This is a genomic window from Flavobacterium sp. LMO8 (assembly GCF_009495755.1).
Lineage (GTDB): Bacteria > Bacteroidota > Bacteroidia > Flavobacteriales > Flavobacteriaceae > Flavobacterium.
Map to the genome: position 1 here is coordinate 42,085 of NZ_WIBJ01000008.1, position 23,010 is coordinate 65,094.

At 31.9% G+C, this 23,010-nt stretch carries 24 protein-coding genes; 6 read left to right on the forward strand and 18 right to left on the reverse strand.

Features of this window, described 5'->3' with window-relative positions:
- Nucleotides 1-4 precede the first annotated feature (4 nt).
- The 15 genes from GFJ94_RS01420 to GFJ94_RS01490 form a co-directional block, all read right to left on the reverse strand.
- Nucleotides 5-1,618, reverse strand: a complete 1,614-nt coding sequence (locus GFJ94_RS01420) for a CTP synthase (protein ID WP_153199677.1) — start codon at nucleotides 1,616-1,618, stop codon at nucleotides 5-7.
- Between the two features lie 128 nt (nucleotides 1,619-1,746).
- Nucleotides 1,747-1,977 (reverse strand): DUF3820 family protein, encoded by a 231-nt coding sequence (locus GFJ94_RS01425; protein ID WP_133607617.1) that lies wholly within the window; start codon nucleotides 1,975-1,977, stop codon nucleotides 1,747-1,749.
- A 38-nt stretch (nucleotides 1,978-2,015) separates the two neighbouring features.
- A complete protein-coding gene (locus GFJ94_RS01430; RefSeq protein ID WP_153199678.1) occupies nucleotides 2,016-2,774 on the reverse strand; it encodes a hypothetical protein in 759 nt (252 codons plus the stop codon).
- A 50-nt stretch (nucleotides 2,775-2,824) separates the two neighbouring features.
- Nucleotides 2,825-3,229, reverse strand: coding sequence for an OsmC family protein (locus tag GFJ94_RS01435; protein WP_153199680.1), 405 nt, complete (start codon nucleotides 3,227-3,229; stop codon nucleotides 2,825-2,827).
- Nucleotides 3,229-5,115 (reverse strand): LysM peptidoglycan-binding domain-containing protein, encoded by a 1,887-nt coding sequence (locus GFJ94_RS01440; protein ID WP_153199682.1) that lies wholly within the window; start codon nucleotides 5,113-5,115, stop codon nucleotides 3,229-3,231. The genes GFJ94_RS01435 and GFJ94_RS01440 overlap by 1 nt, the downstream gene beginning before the upstream one ends.
- A 113-nt stretch (nucleotides 5,116-5,228) precedes the next feature.
- Nucleotides 5,229-6,761: a glutamine-hydrolyzing GMP synthase gene (gene guaA / locus GFJ94_RS01445; RefSeq protein WP_153199684.1), complete on the reverse strand. Its 1,533-nt coding sequence runs from the start codon at nucleotides 6,759-6,761 to the stop codon at nucleotides 5,229-5,231.
- 72 nt (nucleotides 6,762-6,833) lie between these two features.
- A complete protein-coding gene (locus GFJ94_RS01450; protein ID WP_153199686.1) occupies nucleotides 6,834-8,012 on the reverse strand; it encodes an AIR synthase related protein in 1,179 nt (392 codons plus the stop codon).
- Nucleotides 8,013-8,087: 75 nt separating this feature from the next.
- Complete coding sequence (locus GFJ94_RS01455) at nucleotides 8,088-8,534, reverse strand: hypothetical protein (protein WP_153199688.1); 447 nt, start codon at nucleotides 8,532-8,534, stop codon at nucleotides 8,088-8,090.
- Nucleotides 8,531-9,355: an OmpA family protein gene (locus tag GFJ94_RS01460; RefSeq protein WP_153199689.1), complete on the reverse strand. Its 825-nt coding sequence runs from the start codon at nucleotides 9,353-9,355 to the stop codon at nucleotides 8,531-8,533. Before GFJ94_RS01460 ends, GFJ94_RS01455 begins: the two co-directional genes overlap by 4 nt.
- Nucleotides 9,356-9,378: 23 nt before the next feature.
- Nucleotides 9,379-10,068 (reverse strand): OmpA family protein, encoded by a 690-nt coding sequence (locus GFJ94_RS01465; protein ID WP_238989420.1) that lies wholly within the window; start codon nucleotides 10,066-10,068, stop codon nucleotides 9,379-9,381.
- A 173-nt stretch (nucleotides 10,069-10,241) separates the two neighbouring features.
- Nucleotides 10,242-11,144 carry an OmpA family protein gene (locus GFJ94_RS01470; RefSeq protein ID WP_153199693.1) on the reverse strand — a complete coding sequence of 301 codons (903 nt, stop codon included), beginning with the start codon at nucleotides 11,142-11,144 and terminating at the stop codon, nucleotides 10,242-10,244.
- Between the two features lie 127 nt (nucleotides 11,145-11,271).
- Nucleotides 11,272-12,045 carry an OmpA family protein gene (locus tag GFJ94_RS01475; RefSeq protein ID WP_162523769.1) on the reverse strand — a complete coding sequence of 258 codons (774 nt, stop codon included), beginning with the start codon at nucleotides 12,043-12,045 and terminating at the stop codon, nucleotides 11,272-11,274.
- Between the two features lie 99 nt (nucleotides 12,046-12,144).
- Nucleotides 12,145-12,585, reverse strand: a complete 441-nt coding sequence (locus GFJ94_RS01480; protein ID WP_153199696.1) for a DUF5362 family protein — start codon at nucleotides 12,583-12,585, stop codon at nucleotides 12,145-12,147.
- A gap of 1 nt (nucleotide 12,586) precedes the next feature.
- Complete coding sequence (gene rocD / locus GFJ94_RS01485; protein ID WP_153199697.1) at nucleotides 12,587-13,867, reverse strand: ornithine--oxo-acid transaminase; 1,281 nt, start codon at nucleotides 13,865-13,867, stop codon at nucleotides 12,587-12,589.
- Nucleotides 13,868-14,018: 151 nt separating this feature from the next.
- Nucleotides 14,019-14,555: a DUF1697 domain-containing protein gene (locus GFJ94_RS01490; RefSeq protein WP_153199699.1), complete on the reverse strand. Its 537-nt coding sequence runs from the start codon at nucleotides 14,553-14,555 to the stop codon at nucleotides 14,019-14,021.
- A gap of 69 nt (nucleotides 14,556-14,624) precedes the next feature.
- Here GFJ94_RS01490 and rlmD point away from each other — a divergent pair, with 69 nt between their 5' ends.
- From rlmD to GFJ94_RS01505, 3 genes are all read left to right on the forward strand, one after another.
- Nucleotides 14,625-16,037: a 23S rRNA (uracil(1939)-C(5))-methyltransferase RlmD gene (gene rlmD / locus GFJ94_RS01495; RefSeq protein ID WP_153199701.1), complete on the forward strand. Its 1,413-nt coding sequence runs from the start codon at nucleotides 14,625-14,627 to the stop codon at nucleotides 16,035-16,037.
- Nucleotides 16,038-16,187: 150 nt separating this feature from the next.
- Nucleotides 16,188-16,691 (forward strand): DUF6452 family protein, encoded by a 504-nt coding sequence (locus GFJ94_RS01500; RefSeq protein WP_153199703.1) that lies wholly within the window; start codon nucleotides 16,188-16,190, stop codon nucleotides 16,689-16,691.
- Nucleotides 16,672-17,358, forward strand: a complete 687-nt coding sequence (locus GFJ94_RS01505) for a DUF6048 family protein (RefSeq protein WP_153199705.1) — start codon at nucleotides 16,672-16,674, stop codon at nucleotides 17,356-17,358. The genes GFJ94_RS01500 and GFJ94_RS01505 overlap by 20 nt, the downstream gene beginning before the upstream one ends.
- A gap of 37 nt (nucleotides 17,359-17,395) precedes the next feature.
- On the opposite strand, the gene mtaB is transcribed toward GFJ94_RS01505, so the two are convergent.
- The gene (mtaB, locus tag GFJ94_RS01510; RefSeq protein WP_153199707.1) at nucleotides 17,396-18,724 is read right to left on the reverse strand and encodes a tRNA (N(6)-L-threonylcarbamoyladenosine(37)-C(2))-methylthiotransferase MtaB; all 1,329 of its coding nucleotides are present in this window, start codon (nucleotides 18,722-18,724) and stop codon (nucleotides 17,396-17,398) included.
- 113 nt (nucleotides 18,725-18,837) lie between these two features.
- Between mtaB and GFJ94_RS01515 the strand changes: the two genes are divergently transcribed.
- On the forward strand, nucleotides 18,838-19,686 hold the full coding sequence (locus GFJ94_RS01515; protein ID WP_153199709.1) for a hypothetical protein: 849 nt from the start codon (nucleotides 18,838-18,840) through the stop codon (nucleotides 19,684-19,686).
- Between the two features lie 46 nt (nucleotides 19,687-19,732).
- Here GFJ94_RS01515 and GFJ94_RS01520 read toward each other — a convergent pair whose 3' ends face one another.
- Both GFJ94_RS01520 and GFJ94_RS01525 read right to left on the reverse strand, forming a co-directional pair.
- Complete coding sequence (locus GFJ94_RS01520; RefSeq protein ID WP_153199711.1) at nucleotides 19,733-20,908, reverse strand: GlmU family protein; 1,176 nt, start codon at nucleotides 20,906-20,908, stop codon at nucleotides 19,733-19,735.
- A 128-nt stretch (nucleotides 20,909-21,036) separates the two neighbouring features.
- Nucleotides 21,037-21,288 (reverse strand): type B 50S ribosomal protein L31, encoded by a 252-nt coding sequence (locus GFJ94_RS01525; RefSeq protein WP_026724762.1) that lies wholly within the window; start codon nucleotides 21,286-21,288, stop codon nucleotides 21,037-21,039.
- A 228-nt stretch (nucleotides 21,289-21,516) separates the two neighbouring features.
- On the opposite strand from GFJ94_RS01525, the gene GFJ94_RS01530 reads away from it, so the two are divergent.
- Both GFJ94_RS01530 and GFJ94_RS01535 read left to right on the forward strand, forming a co-directional pair.
- Nucleotides 21,517-22,044, forward strand: coding sequence for a DUF4199 domain-containing protein (locus GFJ94_RS01530; protein WP_153199713.1), 528 nt, complete (start codon nucleotides 21,517-21,519; stop codon nucleotides 22,042-22,044).
- 4 nt (nucleotides 22,045-22,048) lie between these two features.
- Nucleotides 22,049-22,990 (forward strand): glycosyltransferase family 2 protein, encoded by a 942-nt coding sequence (locus GFJ94_RS01535; RefSeq protein WP_153199715.1) that lies wholly within the window; start codon nucleotides 22,049-22,051, stop codon nucleotides 22,988-22,990.
- Nucleotides 22,991-23,010 lie beyond the last annotated feature (20 nt).

The following is a 23,010-nucleotide window of genomic DNA, read 5'->3' on the forward strand; positions in this document are numbered from 1 at the left end:
ACGTTTATTTAGTTTTATGTTGTACAGCTGCGGCTACAAAACTCACAAAAAGTGGGTGCGGATTAGCGACTGTACTCTTATATTCAGGATGGTATTGAACGCCGATAAAGAAAGGATGTGTAGGAATTTCAACAATTTCTACCAACTTCGTATCTGGATTTACTCCAGAAGCTACTAATCCTGCTTGTCCTAATTCGTTTAAATACGCACCATTGAATTCGTAACGGTGACGATGACGCTCCATAATCTCAGTTTTACCATAGATTTTTTGTGCCAACGTGTTTTCTTTTATGCTGCATTTCCATGCACCTAAACGCATAGTTCCTCCTTTGTTTTCAATATTTTTTTGCTCTTCCATTAAGTTAATTACTGGATGAGTTGTATTTTCTTTCATTTCAGTTGAATTGGCATCAGTATAACCTAAAACATTACGCGAATATTCAATTACTGCCATTTGCATTCCCAAACAAATTCCAAAAAACGGAATATTATTTTCTCTCGCGTAACGAACCGTTTCGATTTTACCTTCAATTCCACGACCACCAAAACCAGGTGCAACAAGTATACCATCTAAATCTTTCAACTGACTATCTGCCGAATTGGCATCTAAATACTCAGAATGAACAGAAATTACGTTTACTTTTGTCTCATTTGCAGCTCCAGCATGAATAAACGCTTCTAAAATTGATTTGTACGAATCTTGTAATTCTACATATTTTCCAACCAAACCAATGTTTACTTCGTGCTTTGGATTTTTCAATCTAAATAAGAACTCGTTCCAGTTGGTTAAATCTGGCGTATTTTTTTCTGGTAAATCTAATTTTTTCAACGCTACTCTATCTAATCCTTCTTCCAACATTAAATTTGGAACTTCATAAATAGTGGAAGCATCAATAGATTGAATTACCGCTTCTTTTTTCACATTACAAAATAACGCTAATTTTTGACGTAAATCTTGCGAAATTTCATGTTCGGTTCTACAAACTAAAATATCAGCTTTGATTCCGCTTTCCATTAAAGTTTTTACCGAGTGTTGTGTTGGTTTCGTTTTTAATTCTCCGGCAGCAGCCAAATAAGGCACTAACGTTAAATGAATTACGATTCCGTTATTTTCACCTAATTCCCAAATCAATTGACGTACTGACTCTATATAAGGTAATGATTCAATATCTCCAACAGTTCCACCAATCTCAGTAATTACAATATCAAAATCACCCGATTTTCCAAGCAACTGCATGCGTTCCTTGATTTCGTTTGTGATATGAGGTACTACCTGAACCGTTTTTCCTAAAAATTCTCCTCTACGCTCTTTTTCAATAACTGAAAGATAGACTCTTCCTGTAGTTACGTTGTTCGCTTGAGAAGTAGGAACGTTTAAAAAACGCTCGTAGTGACCTAAATCCAAATCTGTTTCTGCTCCATCGTCTGTTACATAGCATTCTCCGTGTTCGTAAGGATTTAATGTTCCTGGATCCACGTTGATGTATGGATCAAACTTTTGAATGGTCGTTCGGTATCCTCTGGCTTGCAATAATTTGGCTAACGAAGCTGCGATGATTCCTTTTCCTAAAGAAGAAGTCACACCTCCGGTAACAAAAATGTACTTAGTTTGGTTCATTGTATTGTTGTTGTGTTGTTGTTGCGATAAATATCTTTTATCTGTAATAAAATCGTGCAAAGATAACACTAATTAGTCAATGTGCCAATTAGTCGATGTATCAATTTTGTAATTAAATTGTAAACAATTTATTTTTGTTTTGGAAAGTTTCGGCGGATGTTTCGAACCAGTTCTTCTAAGCCGTTTAGCTTGAGTTCGTGGACCAATTTTAATTGTTCGCCTAATTGACCTTTTGGAAAACCTTTATTGGCATACCAAACCACATAATACTCCGGAAGGTCGATTAAGTAATAGCCTTCGTATTTACCAAACGGCATTTTAGTGTGTGCGAGTTTTACGAGAAGTTCTTGGTTGGTCATTTTTTTGAGAGGATAGAAAAAAGAGAAAAGATGAAAGACTAATTCACTATTTTGTAAAATTTGAATCTTTCAGAATCTTTGTTGATTTTTTTCAACTCTTTATCTTCAATATGTTTTGGGATTTCGAAATAAGATATCGGAATTTCTTTTTGTTCTATTTTTGACAGTTCGATATCAACAATCATATAGCCTAACAAGGTTGTTGTCATCGTATATTTTAAAATTAAATTAGAACCTATTAAATCTTCCACTTCTTTATCATAAATCTGATTATCTTCACTAATCAAAATATTTCTTTTTACAGGAAGTTTTAAAAAATCATGAGAAATTAAATAGATTTCCTTTGAGTATTTTTTCTTAACAGTTATCCTATTGGCTTTAATTTCAGTATTGTTGAATTTTATGATTGTATCATTTTGCGTCAACTCAATGATTTCATTATGACTATAATCTGCACCTAATTGTCTATTGTAGATATTTCTAAAATTCAAATCATCAACAGTAAGTTCATTTTCGGTAATTATGTATTTCTTTTTTTTATTGAAATTTAAAATTACAGTTTCGTTTTTACCATTGTTGATTTTTTTGACATAACCCAAATCATTAATCTTAATATTGAGAGAATCAAAATACTCCCCTTTTTGAATCATTTTATCTTTTAAATCTTTAAATTTCAATGTATCCGATTTATAAATCACATAACCATCCATCTTTGCAGTATAGATCAATTCACCTTCAAAATTTTGAGACTGAATTGAATTAAAAGCAAATAATAAGATTATTGAAAATAACTTCATAAAAAGAGATTCCTTCGGAATGACAAGATTGTGGATAAAATTCTGTTTAATTATTTCCAATTAAAAATAATCTCTTTTTTAATATCAGGATGTAAACTATAAAAAACTGGGCAAGTCATAGCCGTTCTTTCTAGGATAGTTTTTGTTTTTTCGTCGGGATGGATATAGAAATGGAAAGTTACGTGAATTTCAGTGATTCTTCTTGGTTCGGTTCCCATGATTTTGGTTACTTCTGCGGTGGAACCTGAAAAATCTACGTCTAAATCACGTGCTTTGATTCCCATAACGGTGAACATGCAACTAGCTAATCCGTTAGCAACAGTGTCGGTTGGAGAAAAGGCTTCTCCTTTTCCGTTGTTGTCTAGTGGTGCATCCGAAATAATTTCTGAACCTGATTGTAAATGTATGGAAGAGGTGCGTAAATCACCTAAATAAGTCACTTTTGAAGTTGCCATTATTGCGCTTGTTTAATCGTTAAATCAGTGTCGTAATACAATAAATACGTCGCGTTATTTGAAATTAATCCGTTACTAGAATTGTAATCAAATGAGTTTTCTATGTATTCTGTCCTAGTTGTTGAAACTGATTTTACAAAACCTTCTGGTTGACAAATTCGTAACAAGGAATCAAAAATAACATCAAATCCTTTTTTAGCAGCTGCATTAGGATAAATGTTATTTATTTTTTTGAACTCTTTTTCAAATTGTACTTCTTCTAGTGTTGAAGCCACTTTTGTAGCCGATGGGAATAACATTTTCAATTCTGCTAGATTTTTCATTGGAATTTCTTCAAAATTTAAAGCATCGTACAATTCAAAAACTGCCAATTGAATGTCGTATTCTTTTTGCAATACTTTTAAAATGTTGGTAATATTTAAAATAGAACTTGCTTTTTCGATGTCCATTAACACAAAATTCTTTTGTCCTTTTACTAATTGAGATTTTAAAAGCGCCACATCTAATGCACCTTTATCATTAAAAAGAGCATGTTTTACTTCAGGATAATTTGCGATTATAAAATCTTTTGAAGTTGTTTTCTTGGAACTTATTACCGCTACAACATTTCCATTTTTAGATTTAAAATAGTTAAACATTGAATCTTTTAACAAGTCTTCAGAAGGAACTGAATAGTATAAATTATTCATTGGTAAACCTCTCTCTTTTGAAAGTGGCGAAATAACCGGAACATTATATTTTGAAAGCAATTGCGCTGTAGTTTCCACAACTGAATTTTGGAAAGGACCAACTACTACATCAACATTTTCAAAATTATTTTTAGAAATAATCGATGCAACATTTGATGAATACTTAGTACTTTCTACATCATAAACTTTTACATTAACTGGCAACCCAAGTGTTTTTGCCGAATCGATTGCCATAAGTGCACCAGCATAAAAATCTAATGTAAGATTTAAAAATTTGTTGGTTTTTAATTGTTCCGTTTTAGTTTTTAAGGAATCCGTTGCAATTTTGTTCATATTGAACGGTAAAAGTAAAACTAGACTTCTTTGATTTGACTTATCTACTGAATTTATAAGGTTGATTTTCTTCTTTGCAACTAAAACAGAATCTTTTGTTTTTGCAAATACAACCCCTCCGTTTGATGGGACTTTTAAAATCATTCCGATTTTGACCCCATCTTGTAAATCAGGATTTAAAGTAATTAATTCACCTTGAGAAATATCAAACTTTTTAGACAAACTATACATTGTTTCTTTAGGTTGTACTTCATAATCAACTAATGTAACCGAAGATATTTTTTTAGAAACAACACCAGGTTTTAAAATTACTGTTTCACCAATATTTAAACCACCAATGATTTGAGGATTTAGTTGTTCTAATTCGGTAACGGTTAATCCGTAACGACTTGCTATTCCATATTTTGTCTCCTTTGCCTCAACAACATGAGTTGTTGCATTTGATATAACTTTGGGTCTCGCAAGATTTGATAAAGCCATACTTAATTCAGCAGAAGAAGGTTTTGATACAAAAATTTCTTGTCCAATTTTTAAACCATTTTCCAAAACTATCTTGTTCCAGGTTTCGATATCAGAAACTGAAACATTATATTTTTTGCTTATTCCAAAAAGTGTTTCTTTCGGTTCAACAGTATGTTTTACAGCTTTATTTACTGTACCATTGGGAATTAATAGTGTAGTATTTTCCTTAACACCATTTTTCGCATCTGGATTTAATCGATAAATATCAAAAGGTGTTACCTCATATTTTTTTGCGATTTGAAAAACGGTTTCCCCTTTTGCTACTACATGCTTAATCTGAGATTGAACAGGTAACGCGAAAAGAAAAATCAAACTGAAAAGAAAAACAACTCTTTTTATCATAATCTTAATTTAAAAACAATACTAAACAAAAATTTCAATAGCAATTTATATCGTAAAAATAGAATAAAAATAATTGCTATTGAAATTTATATGTCGAATTTGAAAAATTTATTTTATTCCCATTCAATCGTTGCAGGTGGTTTCGAACTGATGTCATACACCACTCGGTTTACTCCTCTAACGTTATTTATAATTTCATTAGAAATTTTCATTAAAAACTCATACGGCAAATGTACCCAATCTGCTGTCATTCCATCAGTAGATTCAACTGCGCGTAAAGCTACTACTTTTTCGTATGTACGCTCATCGCCCATTACTCCTACACTATTTACGGGCAACAAGATTGCTCCCGCTTGCCATACTTTATCGTATAATCCGTGTTCTTTTAATCCGTTGATAAAAACCGCGTCTACTTCTTGTAAAATAGCTACTTTTTCCGCTGTAATATCACCTAAAATACGAATCGCTAATCCTGGTCCTGGAAATGGATGACGACCTAATAATTCTTCGTCGATTCCTAAACTTCTTCCTACTCTACGCACTTCATCTTTGAATAACATTCGTAAAGGTTCTACCACTTGCAATTTCATAAAATCAGGCAATCCACCTACGTTATGATGCGATTTAATCGTTGCTGAAGGTCCGCCAGTTGCTGAAACTGATTCGATAACATCAGGATAAATTGTACCTTGACCTAACCATTTTACATCAGTTAATTGGTGTGCTTCATCATCAAAAACTTCAATGAACGCTTTTCCAATGGCTTTACGTTTTGCTTCTGGATCATCTAACCCAGCTAACGCATCCAAAAAGCGTACCGAAGCATCAACTCCTTTTACATTTAATCCCATTCCTTTGTACTGATTTAGTACATTTTGGAATTCATTTTTACGTAATAATCCATTGTTTACGAATATACAATATAAGTTTTCTCCAATTGCTTTGTTCAATAAAACTGCCGCTACTGTTGAATCTACACCACCAGAAAGTCCTAAAACTACTTTATCGTTTCCGATTTTAGTTTTCATTTCTGCAACTACTTCCTCTACGAAAGCGTTTGGCGTGAAATTTTGAGGTACTTGTGCAATTTTCACTAAGAAGTTTTCCAACATTTGTTTTCCATCGGTTGAATGGTATACTTCTGGGTGAAACTGAATCGCATAAGTAGTTTCTCCTTCAATTTTATAAGCTGCGTTTTCTACATCTTTTGTACTAGCAATCATTACGCCATTAGTAGGCAATTTCTTGATTGAATCAGAATGACTCATCCAAACTTGGCTATTTTCAGAAACACCTTCTAAAAACACTTCGTTTTCTTTGATATACGAAAGATTAGCTCTTCCGTATTCTCTTGTATTTGAAGCCGCAACTTCTCCACCAGAAAAATGGGCTAAATATTGTGCTCCATAACAAACGGCTAATAATGGCATTTTACCTCTAATTTGAGATAAATCTGGATGTAATGCTTCTTCAGAACGAACTGAACATGGACTTCCTCCTAAGATTACGGCTTTGTATGATGATAAATCTGCTGGAATTTTATCGAATGGAAAAATCTCGCAGAAAATGTTTAATTCTCTAACTCTTCGGGCAATTAATTGGGTGTATTGCGAACCGAAATCTAAAATTAATACGTTGTGTTGCATTTTATTGTTGTTGTGTTGTAAATTTTAATTTCATTAAAAACAGAAAGACAAGTCATGACTTGTCTCTACAAATTAATATTCAAATTTTCCGTATTCGGATGTAATTGTTAATTTCTTACTATCTGATTTTTCTACTCTTCCTACGATTTGTGCGTCGATGTTTAATGATTTTGAAATTTCGATAATATCTTGTGCTACTTCGGCTGGAACGTATACTTCCATTCTGTGACCACAATTGAATACCTGATACATTTCTTTCCAATCCGTTTTAGAATTTTCTTGAATCAATTTAAATAATGGTGGCACTGGAAATAAATTATCTTTAATCACGTGAACGTTTTCTACAAAGTGAAGCACTTTTGTTTGCGCACCACCAGAACAATGAACCATTCCGTGAATTTGATTGGAATTGTATTTTGATAAAATCTTTTTGATTACTGGCGCATACGTTCTCGTAGGAGAAAGCACTAATTTTCCAGCGTCAATTGGACTATTTTCAACAGCATCTGTCAATTTAGTTTGACCTGAATACACTAATTCATTTGGAACTGAAGCATCAAAACTTTCTGGATATTTCTCCGCTAAATATTTGGCAAAAACATCATGACGAGCTGAAGTTAATCCATTGCTTCCCATTCCGCCATTGTATTCTTTTTCGTAAGTAGCTTGTCCGAAAGAAGCCAATCCTACAATAACATCTCCTGCTTGAATATTTGCGTTATCAATTACATCAGCACGTTTCATGCGAGCTGTTACGGTTGAATCTACAATAATCGTTCGAACTAAATCGCCTACATCTGCAGTTTCACCTCCAGTAGAATGAATCGTAACGCCGTGATTTTTTAAATCTGAAATTAATTCTTCTGTTCCGTTGATAATAGCTGAAATGACTTCGCCTGGAATTAGATTTTTATTTCTTCCAATGGTTGATGAAAGTAGAATATTATCGGTTGCTCCGACACATAATAAATCATCTATATTCATGATTAAAGCGTCTTGAGCAATTCCTTTCCAAACCGAAATATCGCCTGTTTCTTTCCAATACATATAGGCCAAGGAAGATTTTGTTCCTGCTCCGTCAGCATGCATAATGATGCAATAATGGTCGTCGTTTGTTAAATAATCAGGGATGATTTTACAAAATGCTTGTGGAAATAAGCCTTTGTCGATGTTTTTGATAGCTTGGTGCACATCTTCTTTAGAAGCCGAAACTCCTCTTAAATTGTAGCGTTTGCTCGTATCAGAACTCATGAATGTAGTGTGTTGTTGTTGTGGCGCAAAGATAGTTCTAAAATTTAGAATTTAGAAGTATGAATTTAGAATTTGTTAAATTTTTATAACATGAACAGCTTCAACCAATTCCGAATCGTTATTTGGAAACAAAATATTTTCAATTTTAAAAGTGGTAAAGCATTCTTCTTTTTTAGATGAAACATCGTAGTTTACATTGATTTCATTCATTTGCATTGTAGTTTCGTTATTCAATTTAATGAGAAACGAATTTCCTATAGGATTTACAACGGGTGGAAATATTTGAATAAGATTTGTATTTTCTATAAATTCAAACGGAATTGAAACTTCATCTAAATCTTCAACAGTAATTTGTTGCATGGTATAGGTTTCGTTTTCAAACACATTTTCACCAGAAGTTTCGTCTACAATCTCAACAAAAAAAGAAGCAGGAGTTGGTTTATTTCCTTCATCACAATCATCATTACAACTTACAAAAGAAGCTACTAGTAGCAGTGCAAATAAACTTATTACTTTTTTCATCTTGTTTTACTTAAAATTTCAATTTCTACTCTTCGATTGGCTGCAGCTTGTTCAGGGGTTGCTTCTGGAATGGGATAAATCGGTTGCGAAACTCCAAATCCTTTTGTTTTTACGCGATATTCCTGAATACCATTATAAACGAGAAAACGCTTAATTTGTTTTGCTCTATCGGTAGATAAATTTCGGTAATCTTTATCAATACAACAAATGTGTCCCTGAATTTCGATTTTTAACTCGGGATTGTTTTGCATTACAAAAAGCAAATCATACAAAGTTCCTTGCGATTCGGGCATTGTAGCAAAGGTATTTTGGTAAAAATTAATATTTTTCAAGGTAATTTTCGTCCCCACTTTTGCTAACTTCACTTTTTCAGCTAACGGTGCATCATCTGGAATTATAACTTCTGGTTCGGCTTCTTTGATTCCTAAAACCTCATCTTCTTTTTCTAAATCCTTTTCTAATAAATAGTGAATAATGGCTTTACGATTATCTGCTTTACTGGTTGAAGTTGCTCCTTTTTCTCCTAATGATATACTTTTAAAATCAGGTCTGATGTTTACTTTTCCTTTAATTTGATTGAAAACATAACTTACCCTTTTTTGAGACAGAGTATCGTTAAAACCAGTACTTCCAACTTCATCCGTTGAACCCGTTATCGATAAAATTTTTGAAGTTGCATTTTCAGCAATCCATTTTTGGAATTTAGCCAATTCTGTTTTGTTTAATTCAAACTTATTATTATCGAAAAAGAAAACAACTTTTTCTTGAGAGAAAATTATAAGAGAAAACAAAAAAAATATTGAAGTAAGTAAAAATTTCATAGTAGTCTATTAATTCAATGGATTTATTTATCTACAATAATTATCTCTACACGACGATTTAATTTAGCTTCAATTCCATTTCTTTCAGGAATATGATAAATAGGCCTCGTAGGCCCAAATCCGATATATTTCATTCTGTCAATTTCTATACCATTATCATGAAAAAACTTTGTTACTTCTTTAGCTCTTCTTGTTGATAAATAATAATCATCTCTAGGCACGCAACAAATATGACCTTGTATAATAATTTTAATTTTTGGATTTAGTTTTAACACTTCAATCCATTTTTTTAATTCCGTTTTAGATTCTGGTATTAATTTTTCTGAATCAACTTCAAAATGAATTAAATCTAATCTAAACTGTGTATTAATTGGGTTAGCGTTGATAGAATCTAATAAAGAAGCTGCAGATATATGAGATTTAAATTCAATTGATTTATCTACTTTAACTTTATCTAGATCAGTCTCAACATTAATATTATTAACAATTAAATCTTCGTATCTCGCAAATTTATGATCTATGTAATATAAATCAACTCTTCGGTTTTCATAATCTACATGTGATGATAAAAATTTTTCTCCTAAATTAATCTTGTTAAAATATTTACTGTAATTAACTTTATTATGTATTAATTTAGAAATTTCATCTACCCTTTTTAATGACAACTCATCGTTATATGATATTGATCCTTTTTCATCGGCTCTTCCAATCATAAATAAAATCAAAGACTCTGAATGATATTTTAACCAATGTTCTAATTTTTCATGTTGATCATTATTGAGAGTATACTTATTAAAATCAAAATAAAATGAAACTTTATCTTGAGAGTAAGAATTGAGTCCTAAAAACAAAAAAAACAGTAAAAAAAAACGCATATATTATTATATTAATTCTCTAAAATTAAAATTTCAACTCTTCTATTCTCATTTCTTTCCTTTTCATTTTTTTCAGGAATTTTATGAATAGGTTGTGTACTTCCAAAACTCTTATACAATAATCTTTCATCATCAATATCATTTGCAACCAAATAATTATGAACAGCAATTGCTCTCACAAGGGCAATATCTTCAGGATCATCACCTATTTGACAGCATATATGACCTTGAATTTCGATTTTTACTTTTGGATGCGTTATCATAAATTGCAATAACTCTTCCATAACTGGTAATGATTCAGGAACGAAAATACCAGAACGATCATAAAAATACAAATTGTTCATTACTAATTTATCACCAACTTTAGCTTTATCATAAGGTGTATTATAAAGTCCTACTGGTTCTATCAATTCATCAGCATCAGGAACTCTTGCCTCTTCAAACTGATAACTATTATCCTCAGGTTTTTTTTCAACAAATTGATTCGTGTAAACCTCAGAATCATGAACCACAATAGGAGTGTTATCTTCTACAATAATTTTATTAGGAATTACATTATAAAAAACATCTACTCTTCTATTATAACGTCGTTCTTTTTTCGTTTGAACTCTTTCTCCATATCCCTTAATCACTAATTTATCACTATAAAATATGGTAGAATTTTCATTGATTTTAAGTCCCTTTTGAACACTATTTATTCTTTTATAAGCTAGAGTATCGTTATAATCAAAGGTTCCGTACCAATCACAATACCCATTTATTACTAGAATTTCGCGGTTTTCATCTTTGTTCAACCAAGTCATAAACAATTCGTTCTGCTTTGGGTTAAACACATCTTGATCAAAATCAAAATAAAAACTCGCCTTTTCTTGTGCTGAAAGTAAGAATCCAAACAGCAGTAATACGTATTTCATTTGGGGTATTTTAATGTAACGAATATAAAAAATAAAACGTATTAAAAAAACTTATTATTAAAAAGAACTTTTTAAATTTAAATAACAAATTCATTTACAAACACTTAAAAGCAAATCATTTTACACCTTAATTGGCAACAATTTGAATTTCCACTCTTCTATTTTCATTTCGTTCATCTTCGTTATTTTCGGGAATAGTATGAATAGGTCGTGTACTTCCAAAACTTTTATAACTCAATCTATTTTTATTAATCCCGTTGTTTATTAGATAATTATAGACTGCCAAAGCACGAACTTTAGCCGTATCCTCCACATCGGTTCCTTTTTGACAACAAATGTGACCTTGAATTTCAATTTTTAAATTAGGAGTAGCCATCATAATTTTTAATAATTCCTCTAGAATGGGACGCGATTCAGGTACAAAAACTCCAGATCGATTGTAAAAATGTAAGCTTTTCAACACTAACTTATCACCTACTTTTGCAGTTGAAACTTGATTGAATAAATTAGGTTTTGAAGATTCAACTTCAACTACTATTGGGATATATTCTTGGTAATAAATCTCTACTTTTCTGTTCAGTTTTAAATCGGAATTTTGTTTGAAATTTTCTCCTTTACTTTCGATTTCAATTTGTTTTTGATCGGCAACTTTTTCAATAATATGAGATACAAATTTAGCTCTATTGAACGCCAAAGTATCGTTATAACCATTTGAAGCACGATAATCGCAATGACCAATAAGTTTAGTGAATTTGACTTTTTTATTTCTAAAAAAATCATCAAAACGAATCAATTCAGAAAGTTTTAATTGATCAGAATCGGTATCAAAGTATACCGTGAATTTTTCTTGTGAAAAAGTAACTGAAGAAATCAAAAAACAGCAAAATAAAAATCGAAGCATAAAAATCATTTTTGTATACAACGCATAAAATAACAAATAAGTATGTAAAATAAAAAATCCCGATTTTCATCAGGATTTTTATATAATTTTAAAAACATATTAAAATATTGATGATCCAATAACGGTGAATAACAACCCAACAAGAATTAACAAATAAAGTGATATAAATATTATAATTCCAATTCCTAAAAATTTATGATGCGATTTTAAATTCACAAAAGCATCAGCCAATAAATTACTATTATTAAACTGAAGTGCTGTTTTTAAATTGGTAGAATACTTATATAAATAATAAACTGGAAAGAAATAAATTACTGCCATTAAAAAATAAATTAATGACATAAAACCTCTCATGGCTCCAAGCATTCCATAACCATTCAATTCACTTGGCATTGCCGAAAAGGTAATGGTCATAAAAATAGCAACAACTAACATAAACCCTATTCCAATAAATCCAAGAATAGATAAGAAAAACGTCCATTTAGCACCTTCTCTTAAAGCATCTTTTGCTAATTGATTTAATTCTAAATTTTGTTCCATTTTATTTTTCAAACTCTTTTAAAGTATTAATGATAATCCCAACACAATCTCTCAATTGTTCTTCTGTCATTACTAATGGTGGCGCAAAACGAATAATATTTCCATGTGTTGGTTTTGCTAATAAACCGTTTTCTGCTAAACGTACACAAATGTTCCAAGCCGTATCGCTTTCTTCAGTATCGTTAATTACAACGGCATTCAACAAACCTTTTCCTCTTACTAAAGTAGCTATGTTTGAAGTCTCGATGAATTTTGCTAATTCCTTACGGAAGATGTTTCCTAATTTTCTAGCATTTTGAGATAAGCTTTCTTCTGACACTACTTCTAAAGCCGCCATAGCAACCGCAGCCGCAACCGGATTTCCTCCAAAAGTAGAACCGTGTTGTCCTGGTTTAATGACATTCATAATGCTATCATTTGCTAAAACCGCCGAAACCGGATAAGCGCCACCTGATAACGCTTTTCCTAAAATTAAAATATCGGGTTGTGTATAAGTTGCTTGTTTTTCACATTTTGCTTCACAAGTACAATTCCCACAAACAGCTAACAATGAACCTGTTCTTGCAATTCCTGTTTGTACTTCGTCGGCAATGAATAAAACGTTATTGGATTCACAAATTGTTTTTGCTTTTTTAAGGAAATCTTCTGATGGAGTATAAACACCCGCTTCGCCTTGAATAGGTTCTACTAAGAATCCTGCAATATTTTTTGAAGAATTCACCGCTTTTTCTAAAGCTTCAATATCATCATAAGGAATGCTAATGAATCCTGCTGTATAAGGTCCGAAGTTTTTACGAGCGTTTTCATCGTTTGAAAATGAAATGATTGTAGTAGTTCTTCCGTGGAAGTTACCATCACAAACGATAATTTGAGCTTCGTTTTCGTTAATTCCTTTTTTCTCGTATGCCCATTTTCTACACAATTTTAAAGCGGTTTCTACTGCTTCAGCTCCTGTATTCATTGGTAATACTTTATCAAATCCGAAATAGTTCGTTACAAATTGTTCGTAAACCCCTAATTTATCGTTGTAAAATGCTCTTGATGTTAACGTTAAAGTTTGGGCTTGTTGCACCATTGCTCCTACAATTTTTGGATGACAATGTCCTTGATTTACTGCAGAATAAGCTGAAAGAAAATCGTAATATTTCTTTCCTTCTACATCCCAAACATAAACTCCTTCTCCTCTACTCAAAACTACTGGTAGTGGATGATAATTGTGTGCACCATACTTGTCTTCTAATGCAATAGCTTCAGCCGAACTCATTTTTTCTAAAACTGACATAAAATGTTTTTTATTGATTGTTACATCGCAATTCCTTCTTAGTGGTGAGAAATCAACCGATTACAAAAGTAGTAAATTTTGTTGAAAGATGGAAGTTGGATGCTGGAAGAAAAAAACTTCAAACTCCCTACTTCCAACTTCCATCTCTCAACTAAAACATTTCCAACAACGTCGTAACAGTATTCCAATTTCGTATGGTGGCAGTTACATTTAGTTTCTTCTCAATATATTTTTGATCTAGTCTTGTTTTTCCTGCTCCTACAGCGTATTTGATGTAAATTCTACTTTTATCAATAGCGGCTTCATCAGGTTTGAATTGACTTATTTTTAAATCATTTAAAGCACCACTCGATAATTCTTTCGAAATGAAAGCTACATATAGTTTCTTTGTATCGCACTCTTTTTCTTTTAGATACGGATTGTTCTTTAAACACGCTTCCAAATCTTCTTTACCAATAACCACCACAGGAACTTCCAAACCTAATTCCTTGAAAATTTCTTGCTTGATTTTAAACCCAACACTTGCGCCATGTTCTTCTTCCGAATCCACAAAAACATTTCCCGATTGAATATATGTTTGTACATTTTGAAATCCTGCATTTTCTAAAACAGTTTTCAATACATCCATTTTAATCATATTATGACCGGAAACATTTATTCCGCGAAGTAAAGCCAAGTGCGTTTTCATATTTATTGAAATTTGCTATAAAAGTAAAATATATTATCAAATCAGCATAACAATTCTTATTTTTGCTGCATGGGAAAAAAGAGAACAGAAAAAATCGTATTCGAAAACGTAAAAATCCTTGATGCAGGTGCAAAAGGTGTATCGGTAGCTAAAGCTCCTGATGGCAAAGTAATATTTCTTCCAAATGTAGTGCCAGGCGATGTGGTAGACGTACAAACCATGAAGAAAAGAAAAGCCTACTACGAAGGTAAAGCAATTAAAATCCATGAATTTTCAGAACATAGAATTGAACCAGTTTGTGAGCATTTTGGGGCTTGTGGTGGTTGTAAATGGCAAAACATGAAGTACAGCCAACAATTGTTTTATAAAAATCAGGAAGTTTATAATAATTTAAAACGAATTGGTAAAATTGAATTACCAGAATTCGAGCCAATTTTAGGATCGGAAAAGCAATTATTCTACCGAAATAAAATGGAATTTGGTTTCTCGAATGCGCGTTGGATGACCGATGCTGAAATTCAATCAGGAACTGAATTCGACAATAAAAATGCGTTAGGATTTCATATTCCAAGAATGTGGGATAAGATTTTAGATATTGAAAAATGTCATTTACAAGAAGATCCATCAAACGAAATTCGTAACGAAATCAAACGATTTGCAAACGAAAACAACTTAACGTTCTTCAATGCAAGAGCTGTTGAAGGTTTATTGCGAACATTGATGATTCGTACTGCTTCAACGGGAGAACTTATGGTGTTGATTCAGTTTTATGAAAACGATAAAAACGGAATCGAATTGATGATGAATTTCTTGGCTGAACGTTTTCCACAAATAACTTCTTTACAATATGTTATCAATCAAAAATTGAATGACACGTTATATGACCAAGACATTATTTTATTCAATGGTCGCGATTATATTTTGGAAGAAATGGAAGGCTTGCATTTTAGCATTAATGCGAAATCGTTCTATCAAACCAATTCCGACCAAGCGTATGAATTGTACAAAATCACTAGAGAATTTGCAGGTTTAACTGGAAATGAAACCGTTTACGATTTATATACAGGAACTGGAACTATTGCGCAATTCGTTTCGAAAAAAGCGAAGAAAGTTATTGGTGTTGAAGCCGTTCCAGAAGCAATTATTGATGCAAAAGCGAATGCTGAACGCAATAACATTACCAATTGTGAGTTTTATGTAGGTGACATGAAAAACGTTTTCAACGACGAATTCATCAACCAACACGGACAACCAGACGTTATCATCACCGATCCACCAAGAGATGGAATGCATAAAGATGTGGTAGAAATGTTATTAAAAACAGATGTGCCAAAAATTGTGTATGTAAGTTGTAATTCGGCAACACAAGCCCGTGATTTAGCTTTGATGGACGAAAAATACAAAGTAGTTCGTGTACGTCCCGTGGATATGTTCCCACAAACGCATCATGTGGAAAACGTGGTTCTTTTAGAAAAAAGATAATTAAATTTAAACCACATAGAAACATAGAAAAGCATTTTTTTTGAGATAAACATAGCATTTCATTAACACTGAGCTATGAAAACTATGAAAAGTGTCACGTCTCAACTCATTTTGGAAAACTATGTGTCTATGTGGTAAAATAAAAAATTTATGAAAAAATTAGTTTTTATAACCCTATCCTTGCTTTTAGCCGTTTCGTTTTGGAACTGCGAAAAAGATGATATTTGCGCTGAAGGAACGCCCGTAACACCTCGGTTAATTATTGAGTTTTACGACGCTACTAATCCTTCTGTTTTAAAAAATATTACGAATTTAGGTATAATTGAACCTACTTTCACACAAGGATTTCCTTTTAATGGAGTCTCTAAAATTCAAGTTCCATTGCGAACAACGGCTGATATTACTACTTTGAATTTTATCCAAAACGGAAGCGACACCGATTCTGCAAACGACAATATTGATTTGATTACTTTTAACTATGAAAGAATCAATGAATATGTTTCTCGTGCTTGTGGCTATAAAACACTATTTTATTTAAATGATATCAATCCAATTGAATTAACTGCTGATGGCAACAACTGGATTCAAAACATTGAAGTAATGCAACCTAATATAGAAACCGAAAATGAAGTACATGTTAAGATTTATTTTTAGTCTGAGCTTGGTTTGTATTTCATTATTAGGAAATGCACAACCCAAAGACACCGCAAAAGTTATATATCCTGAACGCTATGGATTGCGCTTGGGCGTTGATTTACACAAAATAGCGCGTTCGTTTTACGAAAAAGACTATAGAGGTTTTGAAGTAGTTGGAGATTATCGTTTAACCAAGCGTTTTTACATAGCAGGTGAAATTGGAAACGAAGATAAAACCGTGGACGACGACCGTTTAAACTTTACTACAAAAGGAACGTATTTTAAAGTAGGTTTTGATTACAACTCGTTTGAAAACTGGCTCGACATGGAAAACATGATTTACATAGGAATGCGTTACGGAGTAAGTAGCTTTAATCACACTTTAAATAGTTATAAAATCTATGATCCAACAAATTATTATGGTGAAAACACCATAATTTCAGGAGCAGAATTTGATGGCTTAAATGCAAGTTGGTTAGAAGTTGTTGGTGGAATCAAAGCTGAGTTATTTAATAACCTTTATATGGGTTTTTCGGTACGATTGAACTATTTGGTATATGACAAAAAACCTGAAAACTTTGATAATTTATTTATTCCAGGTTATAATCGAACATACGATGGGAAATTTGGTGCAAGTATAAATTACTCTGTAAGTTATTTTATTCCAATTTATAAAAAAAAGTAGAGACTGTAAAATAATTATTAATTCATTTATTTGAATTTTACTTTTTCGGAAAAACAAATTCTATTCTTACACTTCCGTCTTCGTCGATTTTTGTTAATTGAATATCGTGTAAAGTATTGACTAATTCTGGATTCCAAGGGGTTTTTACTTTTACGTAATTTTCGGTAAATCCGTGGATATAGCCTTCTTTATTTTCACTTTCAAATAAAACCGTTCTGTTGGTTCCAATTTGACTTTCGTAAAATGCTCTTCTTTTCTTAACAGAAAGCCCGCGTAGCATTTTACTTCTTTTCGAACGTACATTAGCTGGCACTACTCCATCCATATCAACCGCTTCCGTATTATCTCTTTCCGAATAGGTAAAAACATGTAAATACGAAATATCTAAATCATTCAAGAAATGATACGTTTCTAAGAAATGTTCGTCAGTTTCCCCTGGAAACCCAACAATAACATCAACTCCAATACAAGCGTGTGGCATTACTTCACGAATTTTTGCAACACGTTCTGTATATAATTCACGCATATAACGACGTTTCATTTTTTTTAAAATATCATTAGAACCCGATTGTAAAGGAATATGAAAATGTGGCACAAATGTTCGGCTTTGTGATACAAATTCAATCGTTTCGTTTTTCAACAGATTAGGCTCGATGGAAGAAATTCGTAAACGTTCAATTCCTTCTACTTCATCTAATGCTATTACTAAATCTAAGAAAGTGTGTTCGTGTTTTTTATTTCCGAATTCCCCTTTACCGTAATCACCAATATTTACTCCAGTAAGAACAATTTCTTTGATGCCTTGTTCTGAAATTTCTTTAGCATTTTTCAATACATTTTCCAAAGCATCACTTCTAGAAATTCCTCTTGCTAATGGAATCGTACAATACGTACATTTATAATCGCAACCATCTTGCACTTTTAAGAAAGCACGAGTTCTGTCGCCAATTGAATAACTTCCTACATAAAAATCGGCTTCTTCGATTTCGCAGGAATGCACTTCGCCCATGTCGTTTTTCGACAAGTCGTTGATATAATCGGTGATTTTAAATTTTTCGGTTGCTCCTAAAACCAAATCTACGCCATCAACTGCGGCTAATTCTTCTGGTTTTAATTGCGCATAACAACCTACAGCTGCTACGAATGCTTTATCATTCAGCTTCATTGCTTTTTTAACAATCTGCTTGAATTGCTTGTCCGCATTATCGGTAACCGAACACGTATTAATTACATAAATATCTGCAATTTCTTCGAAATCAACACGTTCAAAACCTTCATTTTGAAAATCACGTGCAATAGTAGACGTTTCTGAGAAGTTCAATTTGCATCCTAAAGTGTAGAAAGCGACTTTTTTCTTGTTTTCCATAAGTACAACTCAATTAATGAAATCGTTGTCAAAAAATTGAGAGTGCAAACTTAATATTTTATTTCAATAAAATCAGAAACATTATCCAATGTATTACAAAATAATTTTTAATTTTGGAAGAAACTATCTCAATGAATTATAGAGAATTACTAGATAAGTTAAAATCAGACATTGAAAATATTACCAATGAAACTGAATCTTTAACCAAAGAACTAAATTTAAAAAATAATGATGTCAGAAAAGACTTTTTTGGTCTATTTCAAACTGTAATTGATGAGTATTATTTGGGATTAAATACATTTATTTTTTTTAAAACCAATAATCCAGTTAAGATTTATGAAATTTATGTTTATGAAAATGAAATAAAGTTCCTTGATAATCACATCAGAAAATTGTTTGCAATAAAAGAAAATGAAGTTCTAAAGAAGAAATATATTAACAACTTGGAAAAAAATTTAATATTGGGTTGTTTTGCTGTTTTCGAAACATGTGTAAATCTGATTTTTAATAAATTTTATGAAGAATCTAAATTTCATGAATTTATCATACAAGAAATAAAAAAAGATGAATCTAAATTTTTACATCAAAATGATTTCAATGAAAATCAAAAAGAAAAAATTATTGAAAAACTTTTTGATAAATTAACTCTGCATAAAAAATTCAGATATCTATCAAAAGATAAATATTCAAAAGAAATGAGACCTTCAGATTTGGAATTTATAAAATTTATATCAGACTATAGAAATTGCAATATTCATTCAAATGGGATTTGTAATAATGATTTTGAAAAAACATATTTCAATTCGACTTTCATCTTTAAAAAGAATCATACTATTAAAATTATAGATAAAGAAGATTTTTCATTTACGAGTTGGAGTATATGCTTTGAAATGAAAGACATTTTTACAAGGCTAATAAAAACTATCAACTACGATGAATTAATTGAACATCCAGAACAATAAAAAGCCTATATTTTATAGGCTTTTTATTAAAATATTTCTAATCAAACTACTCTTTTCTATACTTCTTCGTTTCTTCAAAAACGTGTTCTAAAATTTTAGCGTCTTCTTCGGTGAATTCTACATGACGGCGACTCATTACAATTTTAGCGGTTTCAAAAGCTTTTTTAGTGATGTAAGTGGTAAATCCTGAAGCACCGCCCCATGAGAAACTTGGTACAAAATTTCTTGGAAATCCAGAACCAAAAATATTCGTTGAAACTCCAACTACAGTTCCTGTATTGAACATGGTATTAATACCGCATTTGCTGTGATCGCCCATCATTAATCCGCAGAATTGCAAACCTGAGCGAGCAAAGCCTTCGGTTTCATAACTCCACAAACGTACTTCTTCGTAGTTGTTTTTTAAGTTGGAATTATTAGAATCGGCACCAATGTTACACCATTCTCCTAAAACGGAATTCCCTAAAAATCCATCATGTCCTTTATTAGAATACCCAAATAAAACCGAATTATTTACTTCGCCACCAATGCGACAATGAGGTCCCACGGTTGTAGCTCCATAAACTTTGGTCGCTAATTTCACTTGTGCTTCTTCGCACAAAGCAAATGGTCCACGAATAACCGAACCTTCCATGATTTCTGCATTTTTTCCGATGTAAATTGGACCCGTTGAAGCGTTTAAGGTTACGAATTCTAACTTCGCTCCTTCTTCAATGAAGATGTTTTCAGGTGCAATTACGTTGACGCTTTTTGGAATGGGTTGAGAAAATCTATCTTCTGTAAGTAGTTCAAAATCTTCACGAATAGCCGCATCATTCTTTGCGAAAATATCCCAAGTATTTTCAATTCTTAAAACGTCACCTTCATATTCAATTAATTCATATTCATCAAAATCGATATCTTCTTGTGTGTCATGTGTATGAAAAGCAATGATTTCTTCCCCAAAAAGAATCGCTTCTTTTGGATTCAGATTTTGAACCATATCAATTAAAATTGGATTAGGCAAAAACGAAGCGTTAATCATGATGTTCTCTTCCATTTCTACCATTGGGTATTTCTCCATCAAATATTCTTCGGTAAGTGTTGTGGTAGTATATCCTAAATATTTTTCCCACTTTTCACGAATGGTTAAAATTCCGATACGAATATCAGCTACTGGACGCGTAAAAGTAAAAGGAAGTAACGCATTGCGAACGGTTCCGTCAAAAAGTATATAGTTCATTATTTTTTATTTTATCGTTGAATCGTTGCAATGCAACGATTGTACATTATAGATTCAAAAATACAATTTATTCCATAAAAAAAGCCTCACCTAAGTGAAGCTTTTCTCTATTTTGAAAAAGCGAAAAATTATTTAGCTTTTTTAGCGTATTTGCTGTTGAATTTATCGATACGACCTGCTGTATCAATAAGTTTAGATTTACCTGTGTAAAAAGGGTGAGAAGTTCTTGAAATCTCCATTTTGAAAACTGGATACTCAACACCTTCGTGAGTAATAGTTTCTTTAGTTTCTACTGTAGATTTAGTGATAAAAACATCTTCATTTGACATGTCTTTAAATGCAACTAATCTGTAATTTTCTGGGTGAATACCTTTTTTCATTTTGTAATTCTTTTTTTATTAAGCGATTATAACTTGTTTCGCGGCTCTACATTAAAAGAGGTGTAAACATTTTATAACCTTTTGGTTTATAAACTTTTTATTTCAGAGTGCAAAATTACATTTATTTTTTAATCTAACAATCTTTATGTAACTTTTTTTTATTTTTTATCACTCATATAGAACGATTAGAATTCTTATATTTGTAAATTAATTAAACCAAAACAAACTATGAACGAAATTATTAAAAAGAACGGAATTAACTTTGGAATTATTACCGGAGTATTAAGTGTATTGATTACAACATCAATTTACATTGTTGATTTAGCCTTAATGACTAAATGGTGGTTAGGCATTTCTATTTTGGTTGTCTACATTATTATTGGTTGTGTTTTATTAGTTAAAACTAAAAAAGACTTAGGCGGTTATATGAGCTTTAAAGAAGGTTTTACTGTTTATTTCATTTCAGCACTTATTGGTATTGCAATTTCTGTTATTTATAATATTTTATTGTTCAATGTTATCGACCCTGAAGCAGCTATCCGATTAAAAGAACTTACACTTGAATCAACTGTTCAAATGTTAGAGAAATTTGGAACACCAACTTCTGCCATCAAAGAAACTGTTGACAAAATGAAAGACTTTAATCAATTTTCTCCGATGGAACAATTAAAAGGAAGCATCTGGAGCATTGTTGGTTCTGCTGTTTTTGGTGCTATTTTAGCTGCTATCTTCAAAAAAGACAAACCTGTATTCTAAATAAATGAATTTATCTATAGTTATCCCATTATTAAACGAAGAAGAATCGTTACCAGAATTACACAATTGGATTGTGAAAGTGATGCAAGCGCATAACTTTTCATACGAAATCCTGTTTATTGACGATGGTAGTACCGATGCTTCTTGGAATGTTATTTCACAGCTTTCAAATGAAAATCCGAATGTAAAAGGAATCCGTTTTCTTAGAAATTACGGAAAATCGCAAGCATTACACGCAGGTTTTGCTAAAGCGCAAGGCGATGTCGTAATTACCATGGATGCCGATTTACAAGATAGTCCAGATGAAATTCCTGAATTATTCCGTTTAATTACTGAAGATAATTATGATTTGATTTCGGGATGGAAGAAAAAACGTTACGATTCAGTTGTAGCGAAAAATATTCCTTCTAAATTGTTCAATTGGGCGGCTCGAAAAACGTCTGGAGTTCATCTGAACGATTTCAATTGCGGATTAAAAGCTTACAAAAATATTGTCATCAAAAACATAGAAGTTTCGGGAGAAATGCACCGATATATTCCAGTTTTAGCGAAAAATGCAGGATTTGGAAAAATCGGTGAAAAAGTCGTGATTCATCAAGCCAGAAAATACGGAAGTTCTAAATTTGGAATGAGTCGTTTCATCAACGGCTTCTTAGATTTAATTACGATTTGGTTTCTATCAACTTTTGGGAAGCGACCTATGCACCTTTTCGGATTATTAGGCTCTATCATGTTTGTAATTGGATTTTTATTCGCTTTCTACTTAGGAATCGATAAATTATTCATCAACACTTCAGGAAGATTAATCACCGAAAGACCGCAATTTTATTTGTCGTTAACCGCAATGTTAATTGGAACGCAATTATTCTTAGCCGGATTTTTAGGCGAAATTATCCTAAGAACCAAAAACAACGAAGAACGTTATAAGATTTCAGAAGTATTATAATATATGAGAAAACACTAGTT